10 protein-coding genes and 1 pseudogene are annotated in these 14,586 nt (G+C 73.3%); 3 read left to right on the forward strand and 8 right to left on the reverse strand.

Features of this window, described 5'->3' with window-relative positions:
- Positions 1–35 precede the first annotated feature (35 nt).
- Positions 36–422 carry a BlaI/MecI/CopY family transcriptional regulator gene (locus ACYVK7_RS08900; RefSeq protein WP_460887335.1) on the forward strand — a complete coding sequence of 129 codons (387 nt, stop codon included), beginning with the start codon at positions 36–38 and terminating at the stop codon, positions 420–422.
- Entirely contained in the window at positions 419–1,399 is a 981-nt protein-coding gene (locus ACYVK7_RS08905; RefSeq protein WP_460887336.1) for a M56 family metallopeptidase, read from the forward strand. Before ACYVK7_RS08900 ends, ACYVK7_RS08905 begins: the two co-directional genes overlap by 4 nt.
- On the opposite strand, the gene lnt is transcribed toward ACYVK7_RS08905, so the two are convergent.
- Positions 1,366–3,021 (reverse strand): apolipoprotein N-acyltransferase, encoded by a 1,656-nt coding sequence (gene lnt / locus ACYVK7_RS08910; protein WP_460887337.1) that lies wholly within the window; start codon positions 3,019–3,021, stop codon positions 1,366–1,368. The two genes, ACYVK7_RS08905 and lnt, sit on opposite strands and share 34 nt — an antisense overlap.
- A 146-nt stretch (positions 3,022–3,167) precedes the next feature.
- On the opposite strand from lnt, the gene ACYVK7_RS08915 reads away from it, so the two are divergent.
- Positions 3,168–3,743, forward strand: coding sequence for a hypothetical protein (locus ACYVK7_RS08915; protein ID WP_460887937.1), 576 nt, complete (start codon positions 3,168–3,170; stop codon positions 3,741–3,743).
- A 129-nt stretch (positions 3,744–3,872) separates the two neighbouring features.
- On the opposite strand, the pseudogene ACYVK7_RS08920 reads toward ACYVK7_RS08915, so the two are convergent.
- The 7 genes and pseudogenes from ACYVK7_RS08920 to ACYVK7_RS08950 form a co-directional block, all read right to left on the reverse strand.
- Positions 3,873–4,382 (reverse strand): annotated as a pseudogene (locus tag ACYVK7_RS08920) (GNAT family N-acetyltransferase); the annotation flags it as partial.
- Between the two features lie 41 nt (positions 4,383–4,423).
- Positions 4,424–7,258 (reverse strand): choice-of-anchor M domain-containing protein, encoded by a 2,835-nt coding sequence (locus ACYVK7_RS08925; protein ID WP_460887338.1) that lies wholly within the window; start codon positions 7,256–7,258, stop codon positions 4,424–4,426.
- Positions 7,259–7,328: 70 nt separating this feature from the next.
- Positions 7,329–8,213, reverse strand: a complete 885-nt coding sequence (locus ACYVK7_RS08930; RefSeq protein ID WP_460887339.1) for an anchored repeat-type ABC transporter permease subunit — start codon at positions 8,211–8,213, stop codon at positions 7,329–7,331.
- The gene (locus ACYVK7_RS08935; RefSeq protein ID WP_460887340.1) at positions 8,210–9,067 is read right to left on the reverse strand and encodes an anchored repeat-type ABC transporter ATP-binding subunit; all 858 of its coding nucleotides are present in this window, start codon (positions 9,065–9,067) and stop codon (positions 8,210–8,212) included. Before ACYVK7_RS08935 ends, ACYVK7_RS08930 begins: the two co-directional genes overlap by 4 nt.
- The gene (locus tag ACYVK7_RS08940) at positions 9,064–10,086 is read right to left on the reverse strand and encodes a choice-of-anchor M domain-containing protein (protein ID WP_460887341.1); all 1,023 of its coding nucleotides are present in this window, start codon (positions 10,084–10,086) and stop codon (positions 9,064–9,066) included. Before ACYVK7_RS08940 ends, ACYVK7_RS08935 begins: the two co-directional genes overlap by 4 nt.
- Before the next feature lie 11 nt (positions 10,087–10,097).
- Positions 10,098–11,714, reverse strand: a complete 1,617-nt coding sequence (locus tag ACYVK7_RS08945) for an anchored repeat ABC transporter, substrate-binding protein (RefSeq protein ID WP_460887342.1) — start codon at positions 11,712–11,714, stop codon at positions 10,098–10,100.
- Positions 11,711–14,575: a TIGR03773 family transporter-associated surface protein gene (locus ACYVK7_RS08950; protein ID WP_460887343.1), complete on the reverse strand. Its 2,865-nt coding sequence runs from the start codon at positions 14,573–14,575 to the stop codon at positions 11,711–11,713. The genes ACYVK7_RS08945 and ACYVK7_RS08950 overlap by 4 nt, the downstream gene beginning before the upstream one ends.
- Positions 14,576–14,586 lie beyond the last annotated feature (11 nt).

Genomic DNA, 14,586 nt, shown 5'->3' on the forward strand with positions numbered 1-14,586 from the left:
TATGGCCTGTAGTCGCTCTCGTGCATGATGGGGGCATGAGCTCACGCAACGGGTCGCCGGAGCCGCCTCGGCTCGGCGCACTGGAGTCGCAGGTCATGGACGTGCTGTGGGACCACGGACCTGCCACGATCCGCGGCATCATCAACCAGCTCCCCGGCGATCTCGCCTACACCACGATCGCCACCGTGCTGACCAACCTCGACCGCAAGCGGCTGGTCTCCGCCCGTAAGGAGCGCCACTCCACGCTGTACACGGCTCGAACCCGGCGCGAGGAGCACGTCGCCGCGGTGATGCGGCACGCGCTCGGGACGAGCCGTGACCGGGCCGCGTCGATCCTGCGGTTCGTCGACACGATCCCGGCCGCTGACCTCGACCTGCTGCGCGACTACCTGCGGCAGCGCGAGGACGGGGACGCCTCGTGACCGTGGGCTCCCTTGTCGTCCTGCTGATCACGTCGCTGGTGGCGTCGGCGGCTGCCGGACCGTGGGTGCTGCGGCGCGCGGCGCCCGCCCTGGCACGAGTCCCGCGCGCCGCCGTGGCGCTGCTCGCCGGGAGCGTCCTGGCCTGGGTCGGTACCGCCCTCGCGCTCGGACCGCTGCTGGCGTGGACGATGTCGGGTCCGTCGCTCCTGCCCGACGGCGCAGCCGAGGCCTGTCAACGGTGCCTCGACGCCGCGAACCCCTTCCCCACCACGCCGCTCGACAGCGCCGTGCCTGTCCTCCTCCTGCTGGCCCTGCCCGCACTCGCCACAGTGGCGCTCGGCGTCGCGATCGTGGCGGAGGTGATGCGACGCCGCCACGCGACCGCGCGCACGGGGCTTCTCCTGCGTGTGCGGGCGGAGCGTCGCACGGTCCTCGGGTACCCGGTGCTCGTCGTCGACGACCCGCACCCGTTCGCCATGACACTCCCCCGCCGCAACGGCGGCATCCACCTCTCCACGGGGGCCGTCGGCGCCCTGGCTCCGGACGAGCTGGCAGCGGTGCTCGCCCACGAGGACGCGCACCTGCGCCAGCACCACCATCTCGTGACCACGGCCACGGCAGGCATCTCGCGCCTCCTCCGCTGGGTCCCGCTCGTCGCGGCCGCGGAGGCCGCGCTCGGGCACTACCTCGAGATCGCGGCGGACGACGCCGCCCGCCGCCGCGCGGGAACCCCAGCACTGGCCGGCGCGCTGCTGACCCTCGGGGAGCACAGCAGCCCCGCGCCCGCGGACGACACCACGGAGGGCGCCCTGCACATGCTCGGCCCCGACCGTATCCGCCACCTCGTGCAGCCCTGCCCCGGCACCGCCGGGGTGCTGCCCGCCGTCGCCGCGATGTCCTACGTGGCCGCCCTCACGCTCCTGGCGACCGCCGTGCACCTGCCCTACGCCGTCACCGCGCTCACCGGGTGCGCATGACCGGCACGACCACCTGACCGCCGGACGGCGACACCCAGCACCGCGAGCGCCAGGACCGTCCCCCACAGCAGCACGTTCTTGACCCACGGGCCCAGCACCGCACCGGCGGTCAGGCCCTCACGCAGCTCGACCTCGGCCACCATGAGCCCCGCCTCGTCGCTCGCGAGCGACGAGGTCGTGCTGCCGTCCGGCGCGACGATCTGGCTGGTGCCGGTCGTGGAGACGTTGACGACGGTGCGCCCGGTCTCGATCGCGCGCATCCGGGCGATCGCGACCTGCTGCAGGTTCTCGTCCGTGCCCCGGAAGTCGGCGTTGTTCGTCTGGAACATGAACACCTGTGCGCCGTCGCGGAGGCCCTCGTCGATGACGTCGTCGAACGCCACGTCGAAGCAGATCGCCAGCCCGACGCTCGCGCGGCCGAGGTCGAAGACCGGCGAGTCCGCACCCGGGGTGTACTCACGGGTGAGGAGCCCCACGAGACCGGGCGCGATCGCGCCGTACACGTGCCGGTCCGGCACGTACTCGCCGAACGGGACGGGGTGCCGCTTCGCGTGCGTCGCCTCCGGCCCGCCCTCGGTCCACAGGAACGACGTGTTGTAGAAGAGGTCGCCGACGGCGGACGCCGCGTTGACGATGACCGGCGCTCCGTAGGCGGCCGCCGCGGCGTCCAGGGCCCGTGCGGTGCCCGGCTGTGCGGCCGGGTCGCTGTCGACGCCGCCCTCCGGCCACAGCACCACGTCCACCGGCTCGCTCGTCAGGGGCGCCGACGCCGCGAGCTGCGACTCCAGCACCTCGTGCGCGTCCCGTTCGTCCACGTAGGCGGCGGGCCCGTTGCCCTGCACGGCGCCGACGCGGATCGTGCCCGCGTCGTCGGTCGGGAACCGGGGAACGAGCAGCATGACCACGGCGAGCAGGCCGGCGGGGACCACCCGCGGCAGTGCAGCGACCCATCGCCTGCGGGTACCGCCGTCCGCATCCGGTGTCTCCCGCACCAGCGGGCTCCACCGGACCGCCTCGACGGCCGCCGCGCACAGCACGACCATCAGGAAGCCCAGCCCGGACACGCCCAGCCAGGAGGCGACAGGCGCGATGGGGCTCTCCGACTGGCTCATGCCCAGGCGGCCCCACGGGAACCCGCCGTACGGCCAGGAGCCCAGGACGATCTCCCGGGCCGTCCACGCCCCGGCCACCAGCACCGGGAGCACCACGAGACGCACGGCCCGGGTGTCGCGCCAGCGCGGCAGCCACCGGTAGGCGAGCACGACGAGCGGCGAGACCGCCGCGAGCACGAGCGTCTCCGCCGCCGCCAGCGCCACCCACGGCACCCACCCGAGAGGGTTGTCACCGAGGAACTGCGACGCCCACGACAGGTGCGGAAAGTAGAACGCGGCGCCGAACGCCGCGCCGACGAGCACTCCGCCCCACACGGTCCGCCCGATCAGGGAGATCAAGGCGAGCGGGACGGCCGCGAACGCGAGCGGCCACCAGCCGAGCGACGGGAAGGACGCGTCGAGCGCGAGCCCGCCGGCCACCGCGAGGACGAGCGCGGCCGGCATGCGCACGAGCGGGTGCTCGGCGGCCACGATCGGCGCGTGGAGGTGGCGTCGGCCGTCTCCGGGCATTGCGGCTCCGTTGGTTGATCTGCGTGGCAGGAGGTCGTGAACCCTGATCTTGCCGCCTACGCCGGGATAACGGAAAACGCTCCCGCCGGCGTCACTGGCACCTGGTCGACTATGCGCGATAGTCGACTTGACGGCATGATGAGCCCATGACACTCACCCCTTCGGCTCTGATGCCGCGCAGGCGGCACGCACGCAGCTCGCCCCGGCGGCGGGGCGAGGCCGTCGTCGGCCTCGCCGGAGGGCTCCTGGTCGCTGCCGGTGGGGCACTCACCGTGGGGAACCTCGTCGCACCTCAGACGGTCGAGCGTGCCTACGGGACGGTGAAGACCACCACCGACGCGGTGGTCGACACCACCCGCGAACGAGTCACCGGGGAGATACCGACCGTGCGGCTCGGCGTCTCGGGCGGCATACCCGAGCTCGACCGGTGCGACGGCTCGTTCACCGAGATGACGTCGTACGAGCACGACGACGTCCCGGCGGTGTGGGCAGCGCACAACACCTGCGGCGGCGACGCCGTCCTGCCCTGGGAGACCGGGCAGCACCTTCGCGTCGAGGGCAGCGACCAGGTCTACGAGGTCGTCGACATCCGGCACACCTCGAAGGTCTGGTCCACGACCGACGACCTCGTCGGGCTCGACGGCGACCTGGCCCTGCAGACCTGCCACTACGGCGAGGACCGGATGAAGTTCATCGGCCTGCGGCCCCTCCCGGCGGCGTGACTCACGCGCTGTCCCACAACGACGCGACGTCGGCAGCCCTGGGGGCACGAGCGACACCGCGGCGGCGATGGCGAAGCCGACGCGTCGGGCGTGGCGCACCGGCTGCCGCTTGTACACCGTGAAGCCGAGCTTCGCGTAGAGGCCGAGGGCAGGCGCATTGGTGTCCTTGATGTCCTCGAGCACGTATTCGTGATGCCCCGGCAGCGCCAGCAGGTGGCGCAGCAGCGCTGTCGCGACGCCTCGACCCTGGTAGGCGGGCTCCGTGGCGACGAACCCGATCTCGGCCAGCCCGGGCCGTGCCCCGTCGGACGCGCCCATGAACCAGCTCCGGATCACCACGTGGCCGAGCAGCCCGCGCACCGGTCCGAGATGACGCAGGAGCTGCCGCAGCCGCGGTGCGAACAGCTCCTGGTCGCCCTCCGTGAACGACGCGAGGCCTGCGGGCTCCCCGTCGACGAGCACCACGTAGAACCGTTCGAGCAGCAGCATGTGCTCGAACGCGTCGGCCAGCCTGTCCGTGTCGCGCGAGAACGCGACGAAGTCCTCCGCGAAGCTGCGCACGTAGACCTCGGTGATCCGGCGCCGGTACGGCTCGCCGAGCACATCTCCCCGTTCGACCACCAGTGCCGTCTCGGCCATCCCGCCCACTCCGCTCGTCGCGTGCCGGTACGGACCCGACCCTATGCGCCGGGCCGGTGCCGCTCGACCCGTCGGCGCACCCACATCAGCGCCGCTCCGCCGAGGGTCAGCAGGAGCGCTCCCCCGACGAGGAGCCGAACACCCGCCGAGCCGGTCGCCGCGAGCACCCCTGCCGGTCGCGGCGCCCGGTCGTCGTCGGCACCGGACGGTCCGTCCCGCGGAACGACGGCGGCTCCCGGCTCGTCCGTACCGGGCTCGTCCGTACCGGGCTCCTCCACACCTGGCTCCTCCACGGCCGGCTCCTCCACACCCGGCTCCTCCACGGCCGGCTCCTCCACGGCCGGCTCCTCCACGGCCTCGGTCACCGTCAGCGCGGTCGCCGGTGACGGGCCGTACCCGACCTGGCCACTCGGTGTCATCGCGGTGGCGCGGTACTCGCTGCCGTGGTCGGCGGCGGCCGCCTCGAAGGTGAGGGTCGCGCCGTTCTCGCCCTCGACGACCACGAACTCGTCCGCAGCGGCGGCCTTCCGCTCCCACCGGAACGCCGTGAGGACCGTTCCGGGCTCGACCTCGGCGGAGAGGGTGACCGTCTCACCCTCCGGGTAGGTCGTCTCCCCCGCCACGGCGACCTGCTGCCTGGCCGGGGCGCCGTGGTCGTCCACGTGAACGGTCCGGGTCTCGGAGACCACCGGAGCGGTCCCCGGGTCGGAGTACGTCAGGACGGCACGGATCTCCACGCCGTCGAGCGCCTGCTCGGCGTACGTCGCGAAGACATCGTCCTCGACACCGGTCATGGTCTTCCAGTCCTCGGAGCCCGGCCACCTCCACTGCCACTCCAGCACGTCACCGTCCAGGGGTTCCGGGTCCACGGTCAGCGTGAGGTCGAGCGCGTCGCCCTGGTGGTAGTGGCCGGCGAGCGTCCCGATCTCGAGGATCTGGGACGTCAGGTCGTCGGTCACGTTGATCGGGTACCGCTGTGACTGCTGGGCGAGCAGGCCGTCGCTGTGGACGTCCAGCCGCAGCGTTCCGCCGTCGTGCTCGGCCGGCGAGAGCTCCGGTCCGGTCAGCGCGGCCGTGGCCTGCTGCTCGGCACCCCAGACCTCGGTCACGTCTCCCTTCGTGAAGTTCCACGTGTAGGTGAGGTCGTCGCCCTCCCGAACCGGGTAGACGCTCGCGTCCATCGTGACGGCCCCGCCCTCGCGGTAGAGGTTGCGGTGCCCGGTCACGTTCAGCTCGCGATGCCCCGTGATGACCGGCTCGAAGCTCGAGCGGGCGATGGTCACGCCGTCCTTGACGACGCTCGCGGTCAGGGGTCCTGAGTACGGCCGGGTCTCCGGCGCGTTGACCTTGGACCTCAGGCGCACCGTCGTCCGGGCGTCGTCGGTATAGGTGGCGTCCCACTCGTACTCCGGGATGATCGCGCCGAAGTACGCGCCGTAGGGCACGAAGCCCCAGGCGATCGACTCGCCCTCACCCAGCTCGCGCCCGCTGACCGTGAACTCGATGGCGTCCCCGGGCAGCAGCGGGTCGTGGAAGCCCTCCGTCGCGGTGATGACCGGCCGGTCGCCCTGCCCGACGACGGTGATCGGCACCCACGGGCTCTCGGCCACCGTGGTGCGCGCGGCCGAGTCGTAGACGGTCACGCTGATCTCGGTGTCGTCCGCCAGCGCGTCGACCTCCCGGGAGTACGTGGCGCCGGCGTCGGACTGCGCGACGACGGTGGAGGTATAGCCCTGGGTGCGCAGGAGCCAGCGGAAGACCTGGTCCTCCTTCAGCGTCGCCCCGACGGCGGTAGCGGTCAGCGTGTCGCCCGGCTCGTAGGAGCCCGCGACCCCGGCCACACCGAACTCCGTGCCCGAACCGTCGACGACGGTGACGGTGACCGGGTCGGAGGTCGAGCCGGTCGTGAAGTTGGCGACCGACGGCACGAACACCGCGGTGATCGAGCGGGTACCGACCCCCAGACCGGACACCTCGAGCTCCGCGCCACCGCCGTCGGACACCTCGGTGTGGCCCAGCACCGCCGGACCGTCGCGGAACTCGACATGGCCCTCGACGCCCGCGGGGGCGACCGCGGCGGAGAGGGTCACGGGGCTGCCCTCGACGACCTGGGTCGCCGAGGACTCCAGTGTCGTCGTGGTCTCGACGGTCTGCGGCAGGTCACCGACGACGAACGTGTACACGGCTGTGTCCGTGACCGCCTCCCCCTCGATCGCCGCCGCCCCCTCGACGGTCAGCCGGTACGTCCCCGGCGCGGTGAAGGCCCAGTTCGCGTGCATGTGGGTGCGGCCGAGGTCGAAGGTGGCGATCTCCTCGTCCGACGACCACATGCGCGTCAGGCCGGGGCCCGATCCGCGCCACACCTCCACGTCCCCGGCCTCCGGACCGTCCACCGACAGCAGGCGGAACTCCGTCGAGTTCCCGTCGACCGCCCCCGCCGGCACCGACTCGGTCGAGAACCCTGGCCACAGCTGGCCGTAGCCGTTCCCGCCGGACGGGTTCGACTCCGGCGCGATCCACACCGACGCACCGGCCGGCGCCACGAACTCGTAGCCCGCCGGCACGCTCTGGCGTGACGCGTCGTCGACGTGGAACAGCGTCTCTGCGGGGTCGAGGCGCGTGCCGTTGCCCTCGGGCAGGTCGGCCCTCGTGCCCAGGGTGAACGCCCCCTCGTCCAGGAACGTCGACACCGCGTCGGTGTGCACCTTCTGCAGCACCTGGTGCTCGACCGGGTCCGGTGCCGGACCGTCGTCGGCGAGTGCCGGGCCCGACGTGCCGAGTACCGCGGCGACGACGAGGGCCGAGACGGCCGGCACCACCGGCAGCCGCCGGACCGGTGACCGGCCCGCTCTTTCGTTGGGACGCGTCGTTCTCACGGGAACCTCTCATTCCATGCGTGGGGGCACGGGCGGCGAGGAGCCGTCCGCAGGGAAGTCACGGGCGGGGTCAGGCCGGCGCGGTCCGCACCGCGGCACCGGGCCGTCGCACGGCACGGGTCAGGACGCCGTGCCGGGGCGCGAACAGCCAGGCCAGGAGGAACACGGCGGTGGCGACGAGCACGATCGTGCCGCCGACCGGGAGGTCGAGGCTCCACGACAGGTACAGGCCGGCGAGCGCCGACACCCCGCCGATGGTCGGGCCGAGCAGCATCATCGGACCGAGCCGGTCGGTCAGCAGGCGGGCGGCCGCGGCTGGCGTCACCAGGAGCGCCAGGACGAGGACGTTGCCGATCGTCTGCACGGAGATCACGATCGCGGCGGCCACCACCACGTAGAGCAACAGGTCCAGGCGCAGGACGGGCAGCCCGAGCGCCCGTGCCGACTCCCGGTCCAGGCTGACCGCGACCAGCTCCTTGTGGAACGCGAGCAGCACCACCATCAGCACCAGCCCGACCACGACGGCGACCAGCACGTTCTCGTCGGGGATGCCGACGATGGACCCGAAGAGGAAGTCCTGCAACGACCCGGCGTACCCGGGAGCGGCCGAGATGATCACGATCCCGAGCGCGAACGCGGCGACGAAGAAGACGCCGATCACGGAGTCCTCGCGCAGCCTGCGGTTCTGGGCGAACAGCGCGACCAGGAGGGCCGTCGTGATCCCCGCGACGGCGCCCCCGAGCACGAGCGAGCCCTGCAGCACGAACGCGATCGCGAGCCCTGGGAACACGGCGTGCGCCACGGCGTCGCCGATGAAGGCCATGCCGCGCAGCACCACGTGGGTGCCGACCACGCCGCACACGACGCTGGAGAGCACCGCCATGAACAGCGCCTTGGGCAGGAACGCGAGGTCGGGGTTGAGCAGGTCGGCGACGAAGTCCGCCGGCGAGATCATGCGCCGTCACCGTCCGGCGTTCCGGCCGCACGCCCGCGGGCGACCTGGGCGATCGCCGTCAGGAGGGGCGAACCGGCGGAGACGCCGAACGCCGTCATCCAGGGTTCGGGCCCGGCCAGCTCAGCAGGCGTGCCGGAGGCGACGACGGTCCCGTTCAGCAGGCACAGGCGGTCGCACGCGTGGACGGCGCCCACCAGGTCGTGGTTCGTCATGATCACGGCTCGTTCCTCGTCCGCGAGCTCGCGGAACAGCTCGGTCAGGTGCTCCTGCGTGGGTACGTCCAGGCCCGTGAACGGCTCGTCCAGCAGGAGGATCCGCGGGTCGAGCGCCAGGGCGCGCGCCACCAGGACCCGCTGGCGCTGGCCACCCGAGAGCTCGCCGACGGGCCGGGACCGCAGGTGGGTCATCTCGACGCGGTCCAGCGCCCGGCGCACCGCCCGGTAGTCGTCCGTCCGGGCTCCGCGCAGCCAGCCGATCCGGGCGACCCGCCCGGTCAGCACGGCCTCCTCGACCGTGACCGGGAAGTCCCAGGCGAACTCGTGCCGCTGCGGCACGTATCCGATCGAGGTCACGCCTGCCGGCCGGGAGCGTGCCCGGCCGGGACGCACGTGCCGCCCCGCGATGGTGATCCGGCCGGACGACGGCACGAGTCCCAGCACGGCCCGCAGCAGCGTCGTCTTGCCCGCGCCGTTCGGGCCGACCAGGCCCAGCAGCTCGCCCTCGGCGACCTCGAGCCGCACGTCGTGCAGCACCGGCCGGCCGCCGAGGACCACGGCGAGGTCACGCACCTCCAGCACCGCGGCGGACGCCGGTCGCACCGACGGCGTGGTCCCGCTCGCGACGGTCGCCGTCACGACTCGTCCCCGGCGTCGTGCTCCGCCGCCGCGCGGGCTCGGCGGGCGCCCACGACGCGCGCCACCAGGACCAGGAGCAGCACCAGTCCGGCTGCGCCGGCTCCCCAGACCAGCAGGCCGGAACCACCGCCGTCCGACGGCGACGCGCTCGGCTCGGGCGGATCGGCCGCCTCCGCACCGGCCTCACCGTCGGCTGCCTCACCGGTCGGGGTGGCCGACGGCGTGGTGCCGGCCGAGGCGCCGTCGTCCGGGACCGCACTGAACGCCCCGGCCGGGTCGGTGTCCTCGCCGACCGCGAACACGAGGGTGCTGGAGTCCTCGCCGCGGGTCCCGTCGGTGAGCTCGGCGAGCGTGGTCACGGCGAGCCGGTAGACGCCGGGCTCCGTGAACACCCAGTTGGCGTGGACATGGGTGTTGGTCTCCATCCACAGCTCCTGCGGCAGGGGCTCACCCGAGTCCCACAGCACGTTCGGCGGTCCGGACACGCCCTCCTGCAGGAAGACGAAGACCTCACCGGGTCCGTCCACGGCGTCGAGCCGGAGCGAAGCCCCCTGCCCGATCGCGTCCACGACCCGGGGGTCCTGCGTGTTCCAGCCCAGCCAGACCACGTCGGGCGCCTGCGTCTGGGGCACGACGTGCAGCGGGGTGCCGGGCTCGACGCCGAGGAACTCGAAGTCCGGCCCGTCGGGCGCCTCCAGCACCGCCGCGTCGCCGAGGTGCAGCACGGTCCGCGCGGGATCGCGCCATACGGACGGGACCTCGCGGTCGTCGCGCGCGAGCATCGTCCACTCGCCGTCGACCAACCGGGGTCCGACGTCGACGTGCCCGTCGGTCACCACCACGTCGCCCGCCACCACCTCCTCACCGGACTCGACGGTCTGTTCCAGCCCCGCGTCGTCCGGGGCGTCGGTGGCTGCGGCAGGCGCCGTGCCGAGGGCCAGGCCGGCGGCGAGCAGGCCGGCGGCGAGCGGTACCGTGCACGCGGGCGTCCGGCGGCTGCGCATGGTTCGGGATGTCATGGGGTGCTCCTTCATGTCAGGCACCGGCGGAGGCTGTCGGCGTTGGCACGCATCAGGTCGACGTAGGTGGTGACGCGGTCGTCGAACGCGTCGGAGTAGATGGCGCACACCCGCAGGTCGTTCTCGCGCGCCACCTCGGTGAGCACGGTCGACCGGGCCGCGAGGTTGGGCTCGAGGAACACCGCGGGCACGTCCAGCGTCTGGATCGTCCGGGTGAGCTTGATCCGATCGGCCACGCTGGGCTCGGCCGCGGGGTTCGGCGTCACGAACCCCGCGATGTCCACGTCGTACGCCGTGCCGAGGTAGGCGAACGCGTCGTGCGTGGTCACGAGGTGCCTGCGGGACCGTGGGATCTGCGCGATGGTGCGCTCCACGTAGGCGTCCGTCTCGCGCAGCAGCGCGAGGTAGGCCTCGGCGTTGTCCCGGAGCTCCGCGGCCCGCTCGGGGGCGGCCGCGACCAGGGTGTCCCGGATGACCTCCACGTACGCCTGCGCGTTGCGCACGTCCTGCCAGAGGTGCGGGTCGATCTCGCCGTGCACGTGCTTGCCGAGGACCGCCTGGGGCAGCAGGTAGACCTGGTCCCCCGGCGTGCCGAGGAACCCGAAGCCGGGCTGGGCGGGCACGGGCGCGAGCGCCTTGTTCGGCACGGCGATCACGGTCTCGGCGGGGTCGAGGGTCTCCGCGTGGGTGTGCCCGGCGGCGCCGTGGGCACCCGGGCTCGTGTCGCGGCCGGAGCTCTGGCCCGCCGGGGTGTCGGCTCGCAGCACGATCGATCGGTCGTCGAGGTTCATGGTGACGTCCGCGTGCCCGCCGTCGAGCACCCGGGCGCCCGCCATGCCGGGCACGGAGTGCGGGTCCACCCCGACGGCGAAGGTCACCGACGCCTCCCCCAACGGCCACGGGTCCGCGCCGGGCTCGAGCGTCAGGCCAGACTCCAGCGCGACCGTGTACACGCCCGGTTCGGTGAACGCCCAGCTCATGTGGGTGTGCGCGGCGGTGGGCAGGGCCGCGGTGTCGCGCGCGTACCCGTCCGCGGCGTCGAACCCGTCGCCGGAGTCGAAGTAGACCCGCGGGTGCCCGAAGGTCTCGGTCAGGTATCCCGCCAGGCGCCCGGGGCCCTCCACGCCGGTGACCGTGAGTCGTGCCTCCGACGCGCGCGTCGCGCCCAGCTCCGCACCGCTGCCCTGCACGCGGAGCCCGAGCCAGACGGTGTCCAGGTTGACGTTCTCGACCAGCGGGATCACCTCGGCGGCGTACTTCGTGGCGGACTCGGCCAGCGACACGTTCGGCGCCTCGTCGGGCAGGTTGGCGTCCAGGGTCGTGACCACGGCGTGGTCCTCCAGCAGCAGGTAGTTGCTGAAGGCCACGTCCGCGTACACGACGTCGCGCACGTCGCGCAGCGTCGGGTCGTAGGAGTGCGGGTCGCCGGTGGGCGGCACGATCGAGGTGACCTCCACCTCGTCGCCGGCGACGTTGCGCACGAGGTCGGCGAGCACCCCGGTGGTGGTGACCACGCGGAGTCTCCCGTCGTCGGCCGCGCGAGGGGCGGCCGCGCAGCCGACGAGGGCGAGCGAGCCCGCCGCGACCATGCTGACCGCGGCGGCCCACCGTCGTGGGAGCACGGTCATGCCCGACGACGACGAGCGACGACGACGAGCGCCGCACCCGTCAGCACGAGGACCCCGGCCAGCGCGACCGGCTGGAGCACGCTCGCGCCGGTGCTCGCGAGCGCGGCCCGCTGGGCGGCGCTGAGGTCGCACTCCTCGCCCGACGCGGTGCGCCCCACGAAGCTGGTCCGCGTCGTCGTTCCCGGCGCCGGCTCCGCTCCGGTCGTGTCACCGACGGTGAACTTCAGCGTGGCCGCGTCCGACGCCGTCCCCCCGCTCTTGAGCGGGACCGACTGCGTCACCGTCACCTCGTAGGCGCCCGGCTTCGTGAACGCCCAGTTGGCGTGCACGTGCTGGTTGAGCGGCACGGACACCGACTTCGGGAACCCCGGCAGCGTGCCAAAGCTCTTGGTCCCCACTCCTCCGAACGTGCCGGTGGCGTACACGCCCAGCTCGCCGGGACCGTCGACGCCGTCGAGCGTGAAGGTGACCGGACCGTCGGCCGCCTCGTTCAGGCTCGGGTGCTGCGTGTTCCAGCCGATCCACGGAACGCCGGGCTCCTGGACCTGACCGACCGACCAGATCGTCGAACCTGGCGCTCCGAGGAACGCGAACTCGCTGCCGGTCGGCACCTCGTCCTCGGCCGCCTCGCCCAGGCGGAAGGTGAGCGACGCCGGGTCGACCCAGGACGAGGGCTGCTCGCGATCGTCCTTCACCTGGGCGACGAGCTCGCCGTCCCGCACCATCGAGCCGAAGTCGAAGTGGCCGGAGCTGACGCCGCCCGCCTCGGGCGTGCTCGCCTTCGGCGTGCTCACCTCGCGCTCGACCGGGTGTGCGACGCACTGCTCTGCCTGAGCGTCGGTGGCCGTGCCGCCGGGCCCCGGGTTGTCGCCCGGGCCGTCGCCAGGCCCGTCGCCGGAGTCGCCGGTCGGCGTGCCGGTCGGATCCTTGCCGGGGCCGTCGTCCGGCCCTGCGTCCGGCCCTGCGTCCGGACCCTTGCCCGGCCCCTTGCCGTCCTCGCCCCCGCCGGGACCGTCCGTCTGCTGCCCGCCCGCCCGGAAGTGGTAGTCGGCGGGCGGCCCGGTGATCGTGCGGCCGTCGTCCGTCCGCAGCCGCGGCGTCACCTCCAGGTGGTAGTCACCCGCGGCGGTGAACACCCAGTTGGTGTGCACGTGCGCGTTCGCGGCGACCGGGATCGTCCCGCCGTCGGACGCGGTGGTGTCGACGTACCGGTTGACCGGCTGGCCGAAGGAGTCGTTCTGGAACGTGAAGACGTCGCCCGGCCCGTCGACCTTCACCACGAGGGACACCGGCTGCCCGCCCGCGGGGGTGATCCCGGTCCCGGCCAGCGACGACAGCAGGCGTTCGGTGCTCCAGCCCGCCCACGGGAGGTAGTCCTGGTCGCTGCCGGTCTGGGACCCGAGCCAGGCGGTCCGGCCACCGTGCTCGCCGAGGAAGGCCCAGGCGCCCGTCGCCTCGGGCAGCTCGACCTGTCCGCGGTCGTCCTCGTAGGCCAGCGTCACGTCCTCCGGCGAGCGACGGACCGAGCCGTCGGCATGGATCCGGGTGTCGTCCTTGACCGACAGGCTCAGCCGCCCGGACCCGGCGTCGTAGCTGGTCTCGAACGCGTCGACGTGCCCGTGGTCCAGCACGTACCGGCGGTCCTGACCGGGCTCGTCGTCACCGGGCTCGTCGGTCCCTGGGGCCGGCACCGTGGGCTCAGGATCCGGTGTGGGCTCAGGATCCGGGGTCGGCTCAGGATCCGGCGGAGGGGTCGGCGACGGCGTCGGCGTCGGCGTCGGCGTCGGCGTAGGCGTCGGCTCGGGCCGTTCGGCGACCGAGAGCGTCACCGGCTCGGAGGTTCCCGCCGCGCGCTCGCCGTCGAGCAGGACGGCCCGCACGCGTGCGCCGTCGTCGTCGAGCGTGAGCTCCCGCTCGTAGGTGGCCGACTGCTGGCCCGCGACCGGTGCGAACTCGTCTCCGTCCGCCGGGGCGATCTCCCACCGGTAGACCGACAGCTCGGTCCGCAGGTCCTGGGCCGCCGTCAGCACGACCGTGTCGCCCTCGGTGTGCTCGGCGCTGTCGGCCGTGACGGTGAGCACCGTCGTCACGGGCCGCTCGCCCACCCGGACGTGGTAGGTCGCGGGGTCCCCCGTCACGGTGTCGCCGTCCGACGTCGCGAGGGACGGTGTCACGGTGAGCGTGTAGTCCCCCTCGGCCGTGTAGACCCAGTTGGTGTGCACGTGGGCGTTGGCCGCGACGGGGATGGTCCCGCCGTCGGACGTCGTCGTGTCGAGGTAGCGGTTGACCGGCCGACCGAACGAGTCGTTCTGGAAGGTGAGCACGTCACCCGGCCCGTCGACCACGACGTCGAGCGACACGGGTTGGCCGGCGGCGGGCGTGATACCGGTCCCCGCGAGCGAGTCCAGGAGCCGCTCGGTGCTCCAGCCCACCCAGGGGGCGTGCTCCTGGTCGCCGCCGGTCTGTGAGCCGAGCCAGACCGTGGACCCGCCGTGCTCGCCGAGGAAGGCCCAGCCGCCCTCGGCCGCGGGGAGCGTGACCTGGCTACGCGGGTCCTCGTAGGCGAAGGTCGTGGACTCCGGCGCACGGAAGACCGGCTCGCCCTCGTAGATGCGGGTGTCGTCACGGACCGACAGCACGAGCTCACCCGTCCGGGCGTCGTAGGTGGTCTCGAAGCCGTCGACGTGGCCGCTGTTCAGGACGAACTCGCGGTCCTCCGCGGCGGTACGGACGGGGGCCGCCACGGCGGCACCGACCGCGGGGGCGACGAACGCCGCCGCGAGCGCGACCACGCCGGCGAGCGCCGCACCCACGTGGGCCGGCGCCGCTGGGACACGGCGAAGCACAGTAGCTCTCACCACCAGTGATCCTT

This window comes from Promicromonospora xylanilytica (genome assembly GCF_054782895.1).

Excerpts from the sequence above, each read along its gene's own strand:
- ACYVK7_RS08915 (WP_460887937.1), top strand. The coding sequence starts at position 3,168 with ATGACACTCACCCCTTCGGCTCTGATGCCGCGCAGGCGGCACGCACGC.
- ACYVK7_RS08940 (WP_460887341.1), bottom strand. The coding sequence starts at position 10,086 with ATGACATCCCGAACCATGCGCAGCCGCCGGACGCCCGCGTGCACGGTA.
- ACYVK7_RS08900 (WP_460887335.1), top strand. The coding sequence starts at position 36 with ATGAGCTCACGCAACGGGTCGCCGGAGCCGCCTCGGCTCGGCGCACTG.
- lnt (WP_460887337.1), bottom strand. The coding sequence starts at position 3,021 with ATGCCCGGAGACGGCCGACGCCACCTCCACGCGCCGATCGTGGCCGCC.
- ACYVK7_RS08930 (WP_460887339.1), bottom strand. The coding sequence starts at position 8,213 with ATGATCTCGCCGGCGGACTTCGTCGCCGACCTGCTCAACCCCGACCTC.
- ACYVK7_RS08945 (WP_460887342.1), bottom strand. The coding sequence starts at position 11,714 with ATGACCGTGCTCCCACGACGGTGGGCCGCCGCGGTCAGCATGGTCGCG.